The 20,054-nt window shown below is 46.8% G+C and carries 14 protein-coding genes; 8 read left to right on the top strand and 6 right to left on the bottom strand.

Annotation, left to right across the window (positions count from 1 at the left end):
• Positions 1 to 4: 4 nt before the first annotated feature.
• The gene (locus HI950_RS14830; protein WP_169085459.1) at positions 5 to 784 is read right to left on the bottom strand and encodes a squalene/phytoene synthase family protein; all 780 of its coding nucleotides are present in this window, start codon (positions 782 to 784) and stop codon (positions 5 to 7) included.
• A gap of 442 nt (positions 785 to 1,226) precedes the next feature.
• Entirely contained in the window at positions 1,227 to 2,927 is a 1,701-nt protein-coding gene (locus HI950_RS14825) for a glycoside hydrolase family 2 protein (RefSeq protein ID WP_169084942.1), read from the bottom strand.
• Positions 2,928 to 3,205: 278 nt separating this feature from the next.
• On the opposite strand from HI950_RS14825, the gene HI950_RS14820 reads away from it, so the two are divergent.
• The 6 genes from HI950_RS14820 (at position 3,206) to HI950_RS14795 (ending at position 11,987) form a co-directional block, all read left to right on the top strand.
• On the top strand, positions 3,206 to 3,541 hold the full coding sequence (locus HI950_RS14820) for a DUF1349 domain-containing protein (RefSeq protein WP_169084944.1): 336 nt from the start codon (positions 3,206 to 3,208) through the stop codon (positions 3,539 to 3,541).
• Positions 3,542 to 3,823: 282 nt separating this feature from the next.
• Positions 3,824 to 5,896 carry a right-handed parallel beta-helix repeat-containing protein gene (locus HI950_RS14815; protein WP_169084946.1) on the top strand — a complete coding sequence of 691 codons (2,073 nt, stop codon included), beginning with the start codon at positions 3,824 to 3,826 and terminating at the stop codon, positions 5,894 to 5,896.
• Between the two features lie 32 nt (positions 5,897 to 5,928).
• Entirely contained in the window at positions 5,929 to 8,265 is a 2,337-nt protein-coding gene (locus HI950_RS14810) for an AraC family transcriptional regulator (protein WP_169084948.1), read from the top strand.
• A 220-nt stretch (positions 8,266 to 8,485) separates the two neighbouring features.
• Entirely contained in the window at positions 8,486 to 9,463 is a 978-nt protein-coding gene (locus HI950_RS14805; RefSeq protein WP_317618367.1) for an ABC transporter permease, read from the top strand.
• 18 nt (positions 9,464 to 9,481) lie between these two features.
• Positions 9,482 to 10,372: a carbohydrate ABC transporter permease gene (locus tag HI950_RS14800; protein ID WP_223285287.1), complete on the top strand. Its 891-nt coding sequence runs from the start codon at positions 9,482 to 9,484 to the stop codon at positions 10,370 to 10,372.
• A gap of 52 nt (positions 10,373 to 10,424) precedes the next feature.
• Complete coding sequence (locus HI950_RS14795) at positions 10,425 to 11,987, top strand: ABC transporter substrate-binding protein (RefSeq protein WP_169084950.1); 1,563 nt, start codon at positions 10,425 to 10,427, stop codon at positions 11,985 to 11,987.
• A gap of 74 nt (positions 11,988 to 12,061) precedes the next feature.
• Here HI950_RS14795 and HI950_RS14790 read toward each other — a convergent pair whose 3' ends face one another.
• From HI950_RS14790 to HI950_RS14775, 4 genes are all read right to left on the bottom strand, one after another.
• Positions 12,062 to 12,661 (bottom strand): YdcF family protein, encoded by a 600-nt coding sequence (locus HI950_RS14790; protein ID WP_169084952.1) that lies wholly within the window; start codon positions 12,659 to 12,661, stop codon positions 12,062 to 12,064.
• Positions 12,662 to 12,817: 156 nt separating this feature from the next.
• Complete coding sequence (locus HI950_RS14785) at positions 12,818 to 14,509, bottom strand: type 2 periplasmic-binding domain-containing protein (RefSeq protein ID WP_169084954.1); 1,692 nt, start codon at positions 14,507 to 14,509, stop codon at positions 12,818 to 12,820.
• Between the two features lie 79 nt (positions 14,510 to 14,588).
• A complete protein-coding gene (locus tag HI950_RS14780; RefSeq protein WP_169084956.1) occupies positions 14,589 to 16,223 on the bottom strand; it encodes a response regulator in 1,635 nt (544 codons plus the stop codon).
• Between the two features lies 1 nt (position 16,224).
• Positions 16,225 to 18,036 carry a sensor histidine kinase gene (locus HI950_RS14775; protein ID WP_223285285.1) on the bottom strand — a complete coding sequence of 604 codons (1,812 nt, stop codon included), beginning with the start codon at positions 18,034 to 18,036 and terminating at the stop codon, positions 16,225 to 16,227.
• 144 nt (positions 18,037 to 18,180) lie between these two features.
• Here HI950_RS14775 and HI950_RS14770 point away from each other — a divergent pair, with 144 nt between their 5' ends.
• Both HI950_RS14770 and HI950_RS14765 read left to right on the top strand, forming a co-directional pair.
• Positions 18,181 to 19,131 carry an ABC transporter permease gene (locus HI950_RS14770; protein WP_169084958.1) on the top strand — a complete coding sequence of 317 codons (951 nt, stop codon included), beginning with the start codon at positions 18,181 to 18,183 and terminating at the stop codon, positions 19,129 to 19,131.
• A gap of 15 nt (positions 19,132 to 19,146) precedes the next feature.
• Positions 19,147 to 20,019 (top strand): carbohydrate ABC transporter permease, encoded by an 873-nt coding sequence (locus tag HI950_RS14765; RefSeq protein WP_169084960.1) that lies wholly within the window; start codon positions 19,147 to 19,149, stop codon positions 20,017 to 20,019.
• The last annotated feature ends 35 nt before the right edge of the window (positions 20,020 to 20,054 follow it).

Here is a 20,054-nt window from a genome sequence, read left to right as displayed (position 1 = left end):
TCAGTTAATTGATGCTGCCTACAAGCTTCATTACCGCGTCTCTTGTAAGCTTGTTGCCGCCTGCTGCAATAAGGTTAACGGTCGCATGCGCCAATGTAAGCGGGATTTTGCAGAAGTCGAGAGCCGGTCCGCCCTTCAAATCTACAATGTAGGAATCAGCTAGCTTTAGATTGCGCCGCGTATACTTGATCATTTCCTTCGTGCCCCAGCCATCAGGAAAAAAATCTACGCCGCGTTCCAAATCTTCTTTACGATTGCGCAAAATATTGACAGCCTGCAAGCCTCTGCCGAAAGCAACCGCTTTCTCTTGATCTGATTTTGTTCCGTCAAACCAGAACCAGATTTCAGACAACATTTCCCCAACCATGCCAGCAACACTATACGTATAACCGTCCAAATCCTCTTCCGTCCGGATGTTCCAGCTTACATGAACCCATTCGGCCATCTGCTTAGCCATCTTGGAAGTGTTTAGGTATACGACATCAGTGACTGTAGGAGGACATAACAACGCCCATTCATGAATTCGCATCGTCACATCGGGCAATATGTCACGATAGGGGAACAACAGCCTTTGAGATTCGGTAACGACATCCTTTGACTCGAATGCAACATGAATGCCATTCAATAGCTCCACTTTCACATCGTCCGCAAGCGTCTCATGATCCTCGATTTCATCAATCGCACGCATACACAAATAGGCTGCTGCTACTGCTTCCTTTAATCCTTCTTTTAGACGATTAATAGGAATATAAAAAGTACGGCTCGTTTTCTTTAACATGATCATAGCATCATTCAAAATAAAAACTCCTTCATTATGGCAGCTTCGCTTTTAGCTTGGTTTATCGTTAATAATATAATACCATACATGTATTTAGATGTGCACCGTTACTGCGATTTACTGCCGTCAGCCACATCTGATTTGGGAGCATTTGTAATGAACACTTTAAAGTAGAAAAATTTGATGTTTGGTTATTTATATTTTTCCTTTTTTCAAAACGATTATGTATCATTTTTTTCCATGTATTTCACGCCGATTAAAAGAAATAAAGGACTGGCTTAATCATCATTACCCAATTTGGTCAGCCTTTAACCAACATACACCAGTTGTGTGTTGTTAGAACGAAGCAAAAAGAAACCGCTCTTCTCGTGAAAAGGAAGCTTCAAGCAACCATTCAGGAAGAAGCAGTTTCTTTTTATATAAGCATGTTAGTGGCTCATTAGAATAATCATTTAAACGATTTATCTAGCTTTTTAAAATATCGCTGTACGGTTGCATAAGCAAGCTTCGGTCTGCGGTAACGGTCAACGATTCCTTTACTGTTCTGCGTGCCAGCTCTTGTTATTAGCCAATCCGTTCCCTCCGTTACTCGGCAATCGCAATATTGCCAAATGAACATGCCCGAGATGAATGATCTCGACGTGTAAGCCGATAAATTCGCTTCGATAATGTCCGCTTGCCGCTCCTCAGTCCCCCGAACTCTGCTTGCATCCCGATGGCCGTAATAGCCGTCTCCGCCGAACTCGCTCATAATCATAGGTTTGCCTAGGCCGCCTTTTGCGTCTGCCCAACCTCGCGCCAAATCGCAAAGCTCGCCTGGATCCTCATCCCCGTACCATCCGGGATATAAATTAAAGGAGACGATATCCGCCAAATCGAAGCATAGCTCACTTTCTCTATGGTGAGACGCAAAGGTCAGCGGCCGACTTGCATCAAGCGCTCGTATTTGCTCCAATTGCTCTTTGTACATTTCCCGGCCTTTTGCAGTATTGCTAGCGCATTCATTTAGAATCGCCCAGATAACGATTGATGGATGGTTATGATGCTGCTCTACCATTTCGCGGTTTACCTGCTCGCACTGCCAGCGGAAGTTAGGGTTGCTCATCTGCTCCAGACTAAGGCCACGCGCATGGTTTTCTTCCCACACTAAAATGCCTCTTTCATCACATAAATCGAGGAAACGCTCATCGCTAGGATAGTGGCTTGTCCGAACAGCATTACAGCCCATATCCGTCATTAAATCAGCATCAAGAGCCATTAATTGCAACGGAATGGCGGAGCCCACCATCGGATGATCCTCATGCCGATTCACACCTTTAAATACGATGTCTTTACCGTTGAGCTGTATTTTACCATTTGCCGTCGTCACTACACGGAAACCTACCCGTTCAATTAAATCGTCAGCTTCTTTCCCTTCAACAATAAGCTTCATTCTAAGCTCATAAAGTTTGGGACTCTCTGGCGACCAAGCATCCACCTCTGGGAAATCAAAAATGCCGCTCAACATCGTTTCGCCGTCTGATTGCAACTTGCCTTCTCCAAGTTCATACGGCTTGCCGTTCAACTGAAAGCTAAGACGATAGGAAAGCTCTAGATTATTAAGCTTATGGATATAGGCTTGAACCGAAGCCTTCCAAGCACCATTTTCCCAGATCGGTGTAAAAGCGATTCGTTCCACGTACTGGTCTTTAATTTCTTCCATCGCCACAGGACGATTGATGCCGCCATATGTATAATAATCATTTGGCACATGCAGCGCGGAAAATTCGCCAAAGCTATTGTCAACAAGCACGACGAGCTCATGCTCCCCCTGCTCAACCTCATTTACGATCGCATGAAATGCGGTGTATGCATTATAGTGCTCTGCTATAAGCACCCCGTCAAAATACACCCGGGCTGTATGGCTAACGCCTTTGAACACGAAGCGCAGCGCAGTTTTCTCCCTAATCGTTACCCGCTTCCGGTATGCTCCTCTCCCTCGGTACGTTAGAAATTCAGGATGCATTTCCCAGCAGCCTGGAACGGTCAGCTTATAGGGATAAGAGATCGATTCAAGGCTATCCCCATCATCTTTAATAGCAGTGAAATCCCAGCTGCCATCAAGCGAAAACACTTTCCGAAGCTCATTCGTCTGGAATAATCTAGTCATTCGTTCTCCTCCTATTTGTTTCTGCTTGGCTTTCTTCGGTATGCCGTTAAAAATATTTCTGTCTCGCCATGCTTCTAGCCTTTTGGAATCTTTGCCTAATAGGTTTAGTATGACATCTAGCATACAAATCCTTCAATCCCATTATGAGGTTTATCTCAAAAAATAAAAGCATAGCTTTAGCAGCACTCCACTCTAGCAATAACCTTTAGGTTATTGACTTACCTTCAGATCACTACTTTTCCTTCCTCCGGCTATCGATTATACCTCATATCTACCATATGGTATTTCCGGATAACAGCGCCAGAAATAAGAACAACGGCGGATATGAGCTGCAGTTCCGTGAAAAAACGGGTGGCGCCAGCGCAGCTATTTATCCTTCCGATTACATTTCTGAATCACCGGAGTTTCCCGTGCTTTTTCCCGAGACATGGATTAGGCTGAAGCGATCAGGCGACAACTTTGCAGCCTTTAGCCGTACGGGAGAGGAAGAATGGAAGCTCTTTGCCGCACATCATTTGAAGCTTAACACTACGATTCAGCTTGGTTTGGCCGTTACAGCCCATCATAATGACGAAACCGTTTTAGCTTTTTTTAAAGATCTCACTTTAACCTAATAGCATGCTTCCCATACGAAATAGCCATTTTTACCGCAGCCCAAAAAACCTTGATCCATCATGGCAAGCCATGCTGATCAAGGTTTTTTCCTCCTTCACCGCATTTCCGTCAGCCGATTCTTTCGCACGCCTTTTTCCGTATTTGCTTAAGTGGGAGCCAACCAACTGTGAAAAAAACGATTAAGTGTACTTTATTTGAATGCACTTGCGCCGCTTTAGACATCGGTTTTATAACTATAATGTACAGTTATTCGCTCATTGCTCTAAAAGGAGGTTTTCGTTATGAGTACGGTCTATTATGTGGCGGCGAACGGAAGCGACGATCATCGTGGAACTGCCGATGCCCCTTTCCACACTCTACAGAGGGCGCAGCTAGAAGTTCGAAAGAAAATCGAGAATGGCATGAGCGAGGATGTAATGGTGTATGTGCGCGGCGGCCTCTATGAGCTTGAATCCGCCCTGCGTTTCAACGATAAAGATTCCGGAAAAGACGGATTTGAGGTCCGCTATTGCAGCTTCCCCGGCGAGGAAGCCGCTCTCGTAGGCGGCAAACGGATCACAAACTGGGTTCCATTTAAAGAGGGCATCTGGCAAGCCCATGTTGATAAGGGAATGAGCTTTTACACGCTGTATGCAGATGGTGCCCGTGTGAAGCAAGCAAGGCTGCCCGCAGCAGGTTACTATCGAACAGATGGCCTTCAAGCGAACAGTGATGAGCGTTTAAAGCAGCGAGGCATACGTATCCGTGCGGAAGATATGCCGCTTCACAGCAGTCTCGCGGGCACGCAAGTATATGTCTGGCCGGGAGAAGGAGAGTGGAATTGGTTCTCGGAGACGAAGCCGGTCGCCTCATTCGACCCAGAAAATCGATATGTGCAATTCGAGAGCCCCACCACTTGGCCGGTCGAGGCAGGCTCACGATATTTTTTGCAAGGATCGTTAGACTTCCTTCAATCTCCAGGACAGTTCCACCTGGATTCATCCGCAGGGATCGTTTATTATTGGCCGGAAATTGGCGCTGATCATCCGAATGAACAAACCATCCTCGCGCCAACAGCCCAACGGCTGCTGGATATCAACGGGTTGAACCACCTGCAGCCCGTGCGCAGCTTGTGCATCTCGGGATTTTCGCTCGCATGTACCGATTTTTCGCGCGAATATCGGATGATGGATGATAACGTAGAGCAGCCCGAGCATCGCGAAGGCCTCATTTATATTAATCATGCAGAGCATATTCGGATTGAAGGCAACAAGCTGAAGCATTCGGGGAGCTGCGGCATTTATCTGGATCATTATTCGAAACATATTACAATAGACAGCAATGATATTCGGAATGTTGGCTACATCGGCATCAGCTTGAACGGATTCGCGCCGGGAGCAGGACCATTCGATAGCCCGGCTCACTCCTATACTAACGCCTATAATCACATCACGAATAACCGTATCCAGCATGGCGGCGAGCTGGTTGGACACGGCTGCGGCATTCTGCTCTATCAAAGCGGAGACAACGAGATTTCAAACAATTACATTGCCGATATGCCTCGCTACGGTATATCCATGAAGGGGCTGCGGCATAAAGTAATGCCAGCTGAGCTTTACGGCATCGCGGTAACTTGGAATAATCACTGGGGTTTCCTGCACACCCGAAACAATCGGATCGCTTGCAACGACATTTCGTTTGTTATGACGGACAGTCAGGACGGTGGTCTAATCGAGGCTTGGGGTACTGGCAGAGGCAATGTCATACACAGCAACCACCTGCATGATAGCGGCATTCATTTCTCCTTTGGCTTCGGCATCTATTTAGACGACGCGGCGGATGATTTCACCGTTACGAACAATGTCATTCGAAACCTATTCAGCACAGGCGAAGGCAAGCTGTGGATGCTTATTTTCTCGAAGGGAATCGGCAACCGGATTAGAAATAACCTTCTTGTGTCCAATCCCGATGCAATCGCCGCGATCGGCTCTCAGGAGATGGCAGGCGAAGAAAATAAACAAATCGCTATTGCATGCAATATCATTTACAATTCGGGTTATCTATATTATTTTGTAAATTATAGCGAAGAACGTTTTGCCGCCGCTAACCGCAGCCTTTATTGGAGAAACGGCGAGCCGTGCAAGGTCGCAGGCAACCTGCCTCTGGCTTCCTCCGGGCAGGATCGGCTAGGTAGAAAGGAATACGACTGGGAGCAGTGGCGTTTGCTCGCAAACGGCAAATACGATGGAGAAACGCTCATTACGGAGCCGCTGTTCATGAATGCCAATGAAACTGACTATAGGCTGCACCCTAAGTCGCCCGCCTACTCATTAGGCTGGACCGACATCGAGTTCGCCAATATCGGACCCAAGTAAACAGATTTTTGACACAGGGGGGCTTGGATCGGATGAAAGTATTCGGGTTTTACAAATCCAAAAAATATTTGCAGCGAGTCATGTTCTCCATTACAGCTTCCATGGTGGTCGTGCTAGCCTTGTCCGCTGTATCTAACACTTACATTCTTGAGAAATCAGTCAAGGGCATTCAAGAGGAGTCCAATCTGAAGGTACTCTCGCAAATTCAATATAATCTCTCCTACATGAACGATATCATTACCAGGTTATCCAATTTCGTCTATCGCGATCATTTCCTTATCCCGCTTATGTTTAATGACGAGCTGCCCAAGATGGATTTCATTCGCGGCCATCGCCAAATGTCTAACATTATGGAAAGCTCCTCCTTCCTGCACTCCATGGTTGTCTACAATAAAGCTCGGTCGGAGCTGTACGGTACGAGCAGCAGCCTCCTGCTCGATGGAGGCATCACGGAAAAGAAGATTAGAAGCGTCCTGATGGACCCAAACCATCCACAGCCTACCAATCGCCTTATTCCGATGAGCCTGGAGAAAGACGATGGCCGTATCGATACGTTTGCCTTTATCGTAACCGATTCTTTGAAATCGTTTACAAGCAGCCAATCCGCCATTATTTTGTTCATCAAATCCGATTGGGTGTTCGAGAGCTTAAAGAAAATGAACGTTGCGAGCAGCCGTGATCAGGGTGAAATTTATATTCAAACGCAAAATGGCCAATTATTGACCTCAGACCCAGGCGCCTCCTACATGACCAACCGTGATCAGAACCGTATCAAAGAAATCGTCCAAACCGGCAAAGCCACAGAAGACCATTCAGCCGGCTTCGTCATCGACGATCAATCCGAAGAGAAAGAAATGATCACGTATATGGACGATGGCCTTGGCGCTTGGACGATTTTATTCATACAGTCCTACGACAAGATGATGGAGGAAGTAACGAAGACACGCAATCAGTCGCTGATGATATCAGGCCTGTTCCTGCTCCTTGCCGTCGGATTTTCGATTTGGCTGTCCTATAAGCTCTATAATCCAATCGAGAATATGCTTAAGCGAATCCGGCCGCATCTGCCCGACGAGCGAAGCTCTGGCAAAAGCGCCCGCGACGAGCTTGGACTTATGAGCGACAACTACATGCGGCTGTCAGAGAAGCTGAATGAGATCAGCTCCGAGCAGATCGTGAGCAAATATTATATCCGAAGGTTTTTAACCGACAGCCAGCTGTTCTCGCATCATGACATGCAGCATCTCATCGAGAAGCATGAGCTCAATATATCGGTTAAGGATGAGCTGCTTGTCTGTGTAATGAAAATCGATAACTTCGCCATTTATGATAACAGCATGACGGGCTCCACTAAGAAGCTGTACAATTTTGCAATCGTAAATATTGCTCAAGAAATGATGAGCAGGCACTATCCTTGCGAAGCCGTCGAAGTTAGAGGCGACCATGTCGTGCTTATTCTCTCGCGAAGTATGTACGATGAGAACATGCTGTTTGAGCAAGTCCCCCCTCTGCTTCGCGAGATTCAAGATACGATCGAACGCTATTACAGCATCTCCCTATCCTGCGGCATCAGCGATGTCATCTCGCAGTACCCTTTCTTGTCGGCAGCTTACACGCAAGCGCTGCGCCTCAGCCAATATATGATCGTGAAGGGACATAAATCAATCATTACAGCAGAGGACATTCAAATGAATTTAGCGAGCAAGCAAATGTCGCTGCCGGATGCTATTGAGCGAAAGCTAGTCGAAGCGCTTAAGAAGGGCCAGCTAACCAATGTCGGCACCGAGCTGGAGAAAGCCTTTTCCCTCATCGCCGGATTTAATTATGACGACATGGTTCGTACCGTATCTAATTTGGCATGGGTAATAAAAAATGCGGTAAGCGAGATTAGCGATAATCGGCTGGTCGCCTTCCACGTCGATATCGACTATATCCATCAGATCGCACAGGAGAAGGAAACGCTCGAGGAAATGTATCTCTCGCTCTTGTCGCTCTGCGCCAAAATCTGCGAAGGACAGCGGCCTGCCAATATGGAACGAAACGAGATGATGCTGGAGACCGTCAAGGAATTGATCGAGCAAAAATTTTCCGATATCAATCTGAGCCAGCAATCCATCGCAACGAGCGTGAAGCTGTCCTCTGCCTATATCGGCAAGCTGTTTAAAGAGAGCTATAAGCTGTCGATTACCGAATACATCAACGAGGTTCGGCTGAATCATGCGAAGGCGCTGCTGGAGCAGAACAACTATACGATTGCGGAAATTATGGACAAATGCGGCTATGCGAATCAAAGCTACTTCTTCCGGTTATTTAAAGGCAAGGTAGGCACGACACCAAAGGAATACCGCATGAAAAAATCGATCTCATAAGCTCCATAAAGAAGACAATAAGGCCCTTCGTTCACTGCTTCCAAGTGAACGAAGGGTCTTTTATCGCTGCATCATACCGACTAATCCGCGAATTTTCACAAAATCGAATATTTTACACTCCCCAATTACAGTCATTCGCAAAACCTATTCTACCCAGCTGCTTTTCTGCATGGCATGATGGGCATCAGAACCGAGACGCTTCAGATGGAGGAGATTGCAAGTGGCCAAAATAGCGCGTGAAGCAGCAGGCACGAAGGCGGAGAAACGGCCGTCAGCACCGGGCTGGATCAGCAAAGAATGGAAGCATCTGACCAAAAATCGTGAATTGCTGCTGCTGGCAATGCCCGGCATATTATTCAAACTCGTCATTGCCTACATCCCCATGATCGGGCTGATTCTAGCCTTTAAGTATTTCAGGTATGACCAAGGCATCTTCGGCAGCAAATGGGTCGGCTTCGCTAATTTTGAATTTCTATTCAAGGCGCAGGATGCCGTACGCATCATCCGAAACACCCTGCTCTACAATATTTCGTACATCGTGCTCGGAACGCTCGCTGCTCTGCTGCTCGCACTGCTGCTCAATGAGCTGAGCGGACGGCTGATCAAAATTTATCAAACTACGATGTTTCTGCCCTACTTCATCTCATTTGTTCTTGTAGGCTATATTACGAACGCCTTCCTAGATCATAAGGGCGGTTACCTCAATACGATAATCGGCTGGTTTGGACTCGAGCCGCATAAGTGGTATTTGGAAACGACGCCTTGGATCTTCATCCTGCCGCTTGTCGCCTTATGGAAGGGAATCGGCTTCTCGACGCTCGTCTACTACGCAGGCATTACCGGCATTAACACCGATTATTATGAAGCCGCTAGACTCGATGGCGCATCGCGCATTCAAATGATGTGGCGCATTACGCTTCCGCTGCTCAAGCCGCTGGTCATCATCCTGTTTATTCTGGGACTCGGCAACATTTTCCGCGGCGACTTTGGCTTGCATTATTTTGTGCCAAACAATGTAGGACCTAACTTCCCGACGACGGATATTATCGACACGTATGTATATCGTGCTCTGACGAAGCTTGGCGATATTAATTCCGCAGCAGCGGTCGGTTTCCTGCAATCGGTCGTTGGCCTTATTACCGTCGTATCCGCCAACTATCTTGTGCGCAGGGCAGATAAGGATAACGCACTGTTTTAAAAATGGAGGAGTTTCGATATGCCAAATACTAAAGGCTTCAGCCTCATGAACGGTTTCATAAACATATTTTTAACCGTATTGTGCCTAATGATCGCCCTGCCGTTCGTTCTGGTCGTCATTATTTCACTGACTTCCGAGAACAGCCTCATGCAAAACGGCTATCAATTCATTCCGAAGGCATGGAGCTGGGAAGCGTACCGCATCGTGTTCGAGAAGCCAGATCCGCTGCTGAAGGGCTACCTTGTCACCATTCTTATTACAGTTGTCGGCACCGTCATATCGCTTTTGTTGACTGCGATGACTGCCTATCCGATCTCGCGATTGGACTTTCGATACAACAGGCCGATTACCTTTTATATTTTTTTCACGATGCTGTTTAATGGCGGACTTATACCGTTCTACATTATGATGACGCAATATTTGCATTTGAAAAATTCGCTGCTTGCCTTAATCATTCCGACGCTGCTTAGCCCCTTCAATATTATGATTATGAAAGGCTTTATGGACAAAATTTCGAAGGAGATCATTGAATCGGCAAAAGTGGACGGCGCCAAGGAATTCCGAATCTTCTTTGGCATTATTTTGCCGCTGTCCACGCCTGCTCTCGCAACGCTTGGCTTGTTCATCTCCTTCGGCTATTGGAATGAATGGTTCTATGCGCTGCTGTTCATTGACAATGATAAGTACATTCCGCTTCAGCTGCTGCTCGTCCGCATTTTGTCCCAAATTGAATTTCTGGCTAATTCTCCGCTGGCTGAGGTGGCTGATAAGCTGGCTTATGCCAATTTCCCGACTTTATCCGTTCGAATGGCAATGGCTATACTTGCCGGCGGACCGATGCTCATCATATTTCCTTTCTTCCAGAAGTATTTCGTGAAGGGTATTACAGTAGGTTCCTTGAAAGGTTAAGGAATGACTATTGTGCCATATACAACACAATTGATAAATGGAGGGTTCTAAAGTGAAAAAAACAAAAGTATCCCTGCTGGTCAAATGGTTTGCGGTCATTTTATGCCTTGCGATCATCGCGGCATGCTCGAACAACAGCAACTCGCCTAACGCGACCAATGCGCCAAGCAATGCTGGTAACGCTGGCGAGGAAACGCCGGATGCAGCCGCTTCTGAAGCGCCTTCCCTTCCGGAAGTGGAGCTCACCTTCATCTATCCGGTATCCGCAAATCCCGGCCCGGACCAGAAGCTCGTTAATGACGAGATCAACAAATATTTGAAAGAAAAAATTAATGCGACCGTTGACCTTAAACCGCTCACATTCGACGAATACGAGCCTAAGCTCAATGCGATGCTGGCGGCAGGCGAAAACTTCGACTTAGCTTGGAGCTCAAAGGGTTGGCTCGGCAATTACCAGCCCTACATCGACAGAGGCGCTTATTTGGAAATTACAGAGGATATGATTGGCCAATATGCAGCCGAAGCCCGCGCCAACATACCGGACAAATTTTGGCCGGATATGCTTGCAGTCGACGGTAAAGTGTATGGCTTCCCCATCTACCAAGTAGCAGCGAAGACGAAGAGCTTAGTCATTCAAAAACGGTTTGTCGATAAATACAATCTGGATGTTAGCGCGATCCAATCATACAAGGAGCTCGAGCCGTTTCTAAAAACGCTGAAGGACAATGAGCCGGGCATTATCCCTCTCGGACTTGCGCAAAACTCATGGGGCTTGTACACAGACCGCACAAAGGTTGGCGAAGGAATGGTGCTTAGCTACGCGAAGGATGATCCAACGCTTAAATATATTGGCAGCTTGCAAACGCTTGATGAGAAAAAATCGTATTTCGATACGATGCGCAGCTGGTACCAAGCCGGTTATATCAATGACGATGCTCCGATCATCCAGAACATTAATGATCTAAAGAGCAAAGGCAACGTTGCCGTCGCCCTTGAGTTTACATCGAAGCCGGGCGGAGAGGTTGGCGAAATGGCCGTTAACGGCGGCAATGAAGTCGTCTATGCGCCTATATCCGACAGCTACTTTACGGGCATTGCCGGAGCAATGCATGTTATTAACAAAGGCTCTAAAAATCCAGAACGCACATTGATGCTGATCAATTTGCTGAATACCGACCCGTATTTGTACAATCTGATCTGCAATGGGATTGAAGGCAAGCATTATAACAAGACAGACGATAAATATATCGAGCCGATTAAGGATTCCGGCTATGCTCCGAACGGCGACTGGGTATTCGGCAATCAGTTCAATGCTTACCTCAAGCCCGGCCAAGCAGCGGACACATGGGAGAGAACCATTGCGCTCAATGACAGCGCCATCGTCCCTGCTACAAGCGGGTTTGGCGTGAACGAAGAGAACATAAAGGCCGAGATCGCTAACGTAACGGCGGTAAACAACGAATACCAAGTTGCGCTGGAATCCGGTTCCGTCGATCCGGCGAAGGAGCTTTCGAAATACCGGGAGAAATTGATCGCCTCCGGGCAAGAGAAGATTGAAAAGGAAGCCGCGGCGCAATGGGATAAATTCAAGCAAGAGAAAGGTTTAGTGAAGTAAACGAGGGCTTGTGAACCTGGAGAAGGCCCATACAAAATCGTATGGGCTTCCCTCTTGTCCATTCCTATCATCCATTAACCTTTAGCAAATAGCTCTTTTGCTTCATATCCCATATAGAAGAACATCTCTCTCGCGAGGAAAGGAAGCTTAGTACGCAGGCTCTTGTATACGGTCGTCTGAGTTGGCGAGGAATAAGCATCCATTCCCAGATCGCTAGCCATCGCAAGAGCGCGCTTCATATGGAGCGGATCGCTTACGATTGTGAATGTCTCGAGTTGTTTCTGCTTCGCAATTGCATAAGCATTCGCAAGGTTTTGTTCCGTAATGCTTGATTCACTCTCAAGGAGAATATCCTCATCGCGCACCCCATGCAGCAAGGCGTAGCGCCTTGAAGCCTCTGCCTCAGACAGCCCATCCCCTTCTCCGATGCCGCCGGTTACGATGATCAAGCGGGTATAGCCTTTGTCATACAGCGAAATCGCATGATTTAGCCTTTCCTTTAGAACCGGTGAAGGCTCATCGCCCCAGACTGCCGCTCCAAGCACAATAGCAGCGTCTGTCTTCCTTAGCTCGTTCACATTGGAGAAGGACATGATGCTGTACGCTAAATAAAGGAGATACAGAACAAACAAAAGAATTACAATCGCCGCTCCCTTGCCAAGCCTTCTTATCATGATTACGTCCTTTCTAATAGAATAATAGATTCATATTATCATATACGGATATTATCCGAACAACGACCCTTGTATGAAACGCTTCCCCTTTGCTCTTCGCCGCACGCAAAAAGACACGCCAATTTGGCGTGCCCCTTGTTAATAGCGATATCACATTTATTTTTGCGTTACCGACTTGAACCATTCGTTAACTTCCTTCGTAATTTGGTCGCCGCCATTAGACTTCCAGCTGGCAACGAATTCATCATAAGCATCGACTGGCAATTTGCCGTAGATGATCTTGTTAAAGGTCTCCATCTCAGACTGGCGCAGAAGGTTCCATTTCGAAATCATCGTCGGCGTTGCCGCGCCGGTAAAGTAATTTTGTTTTCGGATATCCTTTTGCGACATAACTACCTTCGCTGCATACCAGTTTTCTGGTTTACGGAATTCTGCAAGCTGTTTCTCGTATGGCGTCTCCGGTTTTTTGCCTTCGGCCAGTTTAACCAGCGTTTGCATGTAAAGGTTTGGTATGCGAGCAGGTCCGGTAATGTATGGGAATTCATTAAAGAAGTCTTTGATTTTGTCTTTATTGCTTGTCGGCTCGCCATCCACGATATCCCAGTCATACCCTTGGGCAAAGCCATATTCGAATTTGCTGCCGACTGCCGGATTCGCTAGGTTATCAAGCAGGAAGTTGTAATAAAGGAAAATCGCTTCAGGATGCTTCGCATCCTTATTGATCATAATACTGCTGTTTACACCGGAATTTTGCCATTTGGTGCCCATCAAGCCATCTGGCCCAGCAGGAACAGGATATGCTTTATATTTTGATCCTGGTACGTTTTTCAACAAATCCGGAGCCGGCCAGTCCGGCACCCAGTTCGCGCCAGGCAGGATGCCTGCGTTCCCTTTAGTCCAGATTTCAGCAGATTTTCCTTCATCCCACAAAGCCGCGTCAGGATGAATATAACCTTTGTTCATCCATTCTTGAAGCTTCGCAAGTGCATTTTTAGCGCCAGGATTAATGGAACCATATTCAAGATTGCCATTCGCATCCTTGTTCCATTGCTCCTCTACCGTGCCATATGCTCCGAACAGCCAATCCAGCGAGCCCATCCATGTGTTTGTATTATTTTTCAAAGAAATGGCAAGCGGATATACATCTTTTGGAGCCAATCCGTCCGGATTCTCGTTTTTAAATTTGTCCAAAACGACTTCAAGCTCCGCAATCGTCGTTGGCGCTTTCAGGTTCAGCTTCTCCATCCAATCTTCCCGGAACCACAGCAATGTATTGTCATTGTCCGTATATTCAAGGATCGGGAGATTGTATTTTTTGCCGTCCCGCGTGAACGGATACCACAATTCTGGATTCTGTACCGTATGTTCCTTCCAAATTTGGTTGGCATACTTTTCGAACAGCTCATCGATCGCAATAAATTGACCGGAATCGATCAGTTGGTTAGTCAGTACAGCGTCGGTTGGTACGGGTACAAAATCAGGCAGCTTCTCTCCGGACGCGATAGCAAGCTGCAGCTTTTGTTTATATTGATCGCTGCCTGCCGGATACCAGTTATCTTTATATTTCAATCCAAATTGCTCCAACATCCAGCGGTCGTGGACATTGTTCTCCTTCGTTTCATCCTTAATATACTTCTTCGGCATTAATACGGTGCTAATCTCAATAGGCGGATCATATTTCCCAAGGTCAAACCCTGTCGCGGCTTCGGTTGGTGCTGCGCTCGCTTCATTCTTAGCGGTGTTTCCTTCTTTTGCATTCCCTTTGCCCGCATTATTTCCGCTGCAGGCCGTAATCACAACAAGTGCCATAACCACGAGCAGCAGCCATGGTTTTCTGAATGTACTCATTTTTCATTTCCCCCTACGATGTAAGATCACTACAGTGTAACTCTACCAACTAGCCGGGTAGGGGATCTATATGATTATGTTAGTTTTCATAAGAATCTGTTAGGCTGTTATTTCCGTCTCGATAATCTTGAGGCGTCACGCCAAACTGACGTTTAAACACTTTTATAAAGTAAGCAGGGTCCAAATAGCCGACCTCCGTGCTGATTTCGTACACCTTTTTTTCAGTTGTTCGAAGCAAATGGCAGGCACGGTCCATGCGGAGAGAGGACACAAAATTGCTTATGCCTTCCCCGGTTTCGATCTTATAAATTTTGGATAAATGCGTAGGATGCAGGTTCACATGATCGGCCAGCGTGCGCAAAGAAACATCCAGATGCAAGTTTTTCTCCACAAATTGCTGGGTCTTCGTCACATACAGGGAACGGAAATCTTTAACTTCATTCGATGTTTCCTCCTTCAGCTTGCCAAGCACGCCAACGGACCACTTGCGTAGCTTGCTTATCGAGCTGAAAGCCTCGCCGCTCTGCAGGGGCTGGATATCCTCTCCCAGCAATTTAGTCAGAGTACGGCCGTTCCGATGCGCAAGATGAGTGAAGGAAGACGCGATTAAAAATCCCGCCTCCATGCAGTGCTCCAAAGATTCGGACCATCGCTCATCCAGCTCTGCGAACACGGTGGCCAGCTTATCCTCTGCCGCGTCCCAGCGTCCGGCTTCCAGCAGGTTGATCAAGGTTGGAGGCTGATAGATGGCATCAAGAGCCCCTTGAGAATCGTTCTGTTCCAAATCGCCTACGCGCATCACAAATTCGCGCTCTTCCCCAACGATTTGCATAAAATAGCTAGAAGCCTGCCGGTAACGCTCCGAAAGCTGCTCCGGCAGCTTGAACCACTCTGTCATCACAATCGACAGCGAGCCTTTCAGAAATTGCTTGACCTTATACTGAAGCTGGATGGCAAGCTTCTCCAATATCGTTTCCTTCCCTACATCAGAGCCGCCTTCCTTAAGCTGAACGAGGAAAGCAAGGTACCCATGCTCCTCCTTGACGCCCCAAACCACGGCAAATTCTCCGATGATCTCCTCAGCCATGTTGACGATCGCATATTCCATAAGCTGCTGCCCGTTGTTTTTATATTGCTCGAATTCCTCCTCCATTCGAACGAGCAGCAAGGCGCTGTCACCGCAGCTGAATGGCAAGCCGTAACTCGCAAGCTTCCGGTTCCATTCATCAATGGACATCCGGTGGCCATGCAGGGCATCCAGAAGAAGCTGGCCGCGCAGCAGCGGCAAATTTTCCCGCAGCGTCGTTTCTGTCCGTTCGAAGGAGCTAATACTCTCCCATTCTGCCGTCAATTGATCGATGGCCGTCTTCACTGCGCCAAACAATTCCTTATCGGTCGGCGGTTTCAGCAAATAGTCCACCGCTTGGTTTCGGAGCGCTTCCTTCGTAAATTCAAAATCGGAATGACCCGATAAAATGATGCATTTTATTTTTTTATCGCGCAAGCGAATTCGCTCGATGAGTTCTATACCCGTCATCTCAGGCATGATAATATCCGAAATGACGATATCAATCGGATGCGTCTCCAAAATTTGAAGCGCCTCGCGGCCCGAGTATGCTTTATGAACCTGCTCTATACCAAGTGTATGCCAAGGTTTATGCATGGATAGGTTATCCACCCAGTGGGCTTCATCGTCTACTATGATCATCTGCATGTTATATATCCCCTTTTATCAATGGTTGTTGAAGTTGTTGACCAGAGGCCGTCTCCCAATTGATCTCTGTCCGAAAACCGCCTAGATGTGATTTCGAGAAATAAACATAAGAATTTTCACCGAAAAGATGGATAATCCGCTGATTGGTATTCCAGAGTCCGCAGCCCATTTCCTCTTGCAGAGGCTCATGCATTTTACGATTTAGCGCCTCCTGCGGCTCGGGATTCATACCTGGACCATCGTCATCGATAAATACTCTGCAAAAGCCGTCTGACATTTCGCCGGTAATTCGAATTTCACCTGAAGAATAGGACTTTCCTACTCCATGGATAACGGCATTTTCCACGATCGGCTGCAGCATCAATCGTGGAACCTGTTGACCCAGCATCTCCTCGGGTATATCGATCGTGTAATGAATTCTCCCGTTGCGAAGCTTTTGAATTTCCAAATAGTTTATGATGAGTTTAATTTCATCGCTAAGCGTAGCCGTCGGTCTCTCCATTCGAGTCGTGTAGCGATAGTACGAGCTTAAATTATAGGCCATCGATACGACGGCTTCCTCATCCTTCATCTGGGCCATATTAATAATATAACCGAGACAGTTGTATAGGAAATGGGGATTTATTTGGGCCTGCAGCTGTTTTAATGTCGCTTCCTTCACTCGCAGCTTTTCATTAAGTACGTTTTCAATCAGACTTTGAATTTGCCGCGACATGTCGTTGAATCGATAAAACAAAAAAGAAAACTCATTGTTGACGTTCGACTTGATCTGAACCGAGAAGTCACCACGCTGTACGCTTTGCAAGCCCCGAATCAGCTTTCTGATCGGCCGCTGCACGTTCCGGTAAAGCAGCACGGAGGCAGAAATGCCTACGACAAACAGCAGTACCATCGAAACATAAAATAAATTGCGGCTGAACGATATCGGTCCCATAATTTGATCAACCGGAACAATATCGACTAGATGCCAATCGAGCTGTGGTGATTTCACAGCGCTGACCAAATAATTTTCACCACCCAGCCTCACGACCTGCTGCATCGAGTCTTCAAGCTGATGCCCATCCAAATATTGAATCAGCTCATTCGACAGCGCCTTGGATGCGCTGCGATTTAGAATCGGAGTTTCACCCTTACGGTAAAATATCGGATCGCCCTGTCCGCCCGCTTTATATGTATCCAGCATGTTTTGAATATTTTCATGCCCAAAGCTGGCTTCAGCCACTAGATTGCTTCCCCTGAGCGTCCCCTGTTGGCCAAATGAATCCGTATAAAACCAATGAAACGATTTTGGTGTCCCTTCCGGAACGCTTTCGCCGTCACCGTAGGTCCATTTTCCCGTCATATTTCTTTTGAGATAGTCCTCATCATACGAGGCAGGGTTATTGTAATTCGAGATGATCGATTTGTTTTGCTGGGAATATACCGTATATTTGACCGGCCAAATATTCATAACCCCTGACTGCAGCGCCATCTTCTCCTGCACCACATATCTGGTTTGCATCCGATCATAGCCATCATCCCAAATATTTAAGCCATTGAACTTCTGCACATTCGGGTCTCTTGAGAACGTAATAATAAAGTCCATCGTTTGATTGATTCTTGAATCGATTTGACTCGATAAGAAAGAGAGCTGCTTCGTATTGGAAACTTGAAGCTCTTTGCTGATTACATCTAATGCTATGCGGTTGGAATAAGTAAACATGATAATAATCGGAATGAACAGAATAAAGATCAAACCGTTCATTTTGGCAAATAAACTGAATTTTGCGCCCATTTTTCTTCGGATAAACGACATCCCTCTACTAAGCACCATAACTGACCCCTCCATGAAATGTCCCTAACAAAACCCTATCGATCCTAACAATATCCTATAGTTCGATGGCTGACCTTGTTGTTACTATATATATCAGGGTTTCTCAGAATACACAAATGAGTTTTTAGGGAACAGGAGAGAGATATGGACGCAAACACGACTAAACAAATGAGCCTCAAGAGCACTCGGCGCGAGAAAATCAAAGGCGGATACAAGCAGCCTTGGATGCTTCACTTCATGGTTCTGCCGGCTGTCCTATTGGTTTTCGTCTTTTCTTATCTGCCAATGACGGGAATCGTAATGGCGTTTCAAGATTATAAAGCAGGGCTAGGCATTTCCGGCTCCCCATGGGTAGGCTTAAAGCATTTTCGCTATATGCTGGAAAATGAATACTTTTTGCAAATTACGTGGAACACCCTGTTCTTTGCTTGCAGCAAAATTGTAATGAATTTGTTTATTCCGTTTATTTTCGCCTTATTGTTGAATGAGGTTAGAAATATGGGATTGAAACGAGGCATTCAAACGTTAGTCTACCTGCCTCACTTTCTTTCTTGGGTCACACTAGCAGGAATTCTCATCGATGTGCTTGCTCAAACTGGGCTCATCAACCAATTTCTATCGCATGTATTCGGAATTAAGCCGATCTTTTTCCTTGGCGACGGCAATTGGTTCCGATTTGTTATTATCTCCAGCGACGTGTGGAAGGAATTTGGTTTCAACACGATCATCTTTTTAGCTGCGCTTGCAGGCATTAACCCCGCTCTTTACGAAGCCGCAGAGGTTGATGGGGCGACCCGCTGGAAGCAAACGATGCATCTGACCATCCCTTCCCTCGTACCGATCGCGATCGTTGTTGCGACCTTGGCGCTAGGCAATGTACTTAATGCAAACTTTGACCAGGTGTTCAACTTGTACAGTCCTCTGATCTATCAGCAGGGTGATATTATCGATACCTTCGTTTACCGTGAAGGACTTCTGAGCGGGCAATTCAGCTTCGCTACAGCGGTGGGCCTGTTCAAATCACTCATCAGTCTTATTTTAATCATCATATCCTACCGACTTGCCTATAAATTGGCCGGCTATCGCATCTTCTAGAAAGGGGGACCTCCTATGTACCACAAAACGTTATCCTATCGTATCTTCTCCGTTTTCAACAATGTCTTTCTGGTTACGATATCGGTTCTCTGCCTGCTGCCGCTCTATCACCTTCTGATGGTATCCTTAAGCTCAACCGCGCCCGCCAACGCTGGCTTGGTTACGTTTTGGCCGATCGGATTTACATTTGAAGCTTATGCCAAAACGTTTGATAACGCCAACTTCCTATCCTCCCTATGGGTATCCGTGCAGCGGACCGTACTCGGAACGGCGATGGCGATGTTCGTTAATCTCATTGCGGCATACGCCCTCTCCAAGGATACCCGCGTATTCCGTGCACGCAATATTTATCTTTGGTATTTTGTCATTACGATGCTGTTCAGCGGCGGCTTGATCCCAGGCTACATCCTCATTCTGAAGCTTGGCCTGATGAATTCACTGTTCGCGCTTATTCTTCCAGGCATGGTAGCGGTCTTTAATATCATTTTGCTGCTTAACTTCTTCCGAACCGTGCCTAAAGATCTTGAAGAAGCTGCTTTTATGGATGGTGCAGGCCACTTCCGATCATTCTTCACCATCTATCTGCCCATCTCCTTGCCAGCCATTGCGACGGTTTCCTTGTTTACGATGGTGGGTCACTGGAACGCTTATTTTGACGGTTTGATCTACATTAAAGAAGCAGAAAGGCTGCCGCTCGCCAGCTTCATGCAAACGATTATCGTGCAGGCCGATTTGACGAAGTTTGATCCGGCTATGGTTGCCAATATGTCGCAGCGAACGATCCGAGCATCGCAAATTTTTATCGGCGCTCTGCCCATATTACTCGTTTACCCTTTCCTGCAGCGTTACTTTGTTAAAGGCATCACGATTGGTGCCGTAAAGGAATAGCATGCCGTAGGAAAATGCAAAAAAACCGCATGTCG

Source organism: Paenibacillus sp. PL91, assembly GCF_012935325.2.
GTDB lineage: Bacteria > Bacillota > Bacilli > Paenibacillales > Paenibacillaceae > Pristimantibacillus.
This window is presented reverse-complemented; position numbering and strand designations above follow the sequence as displayed.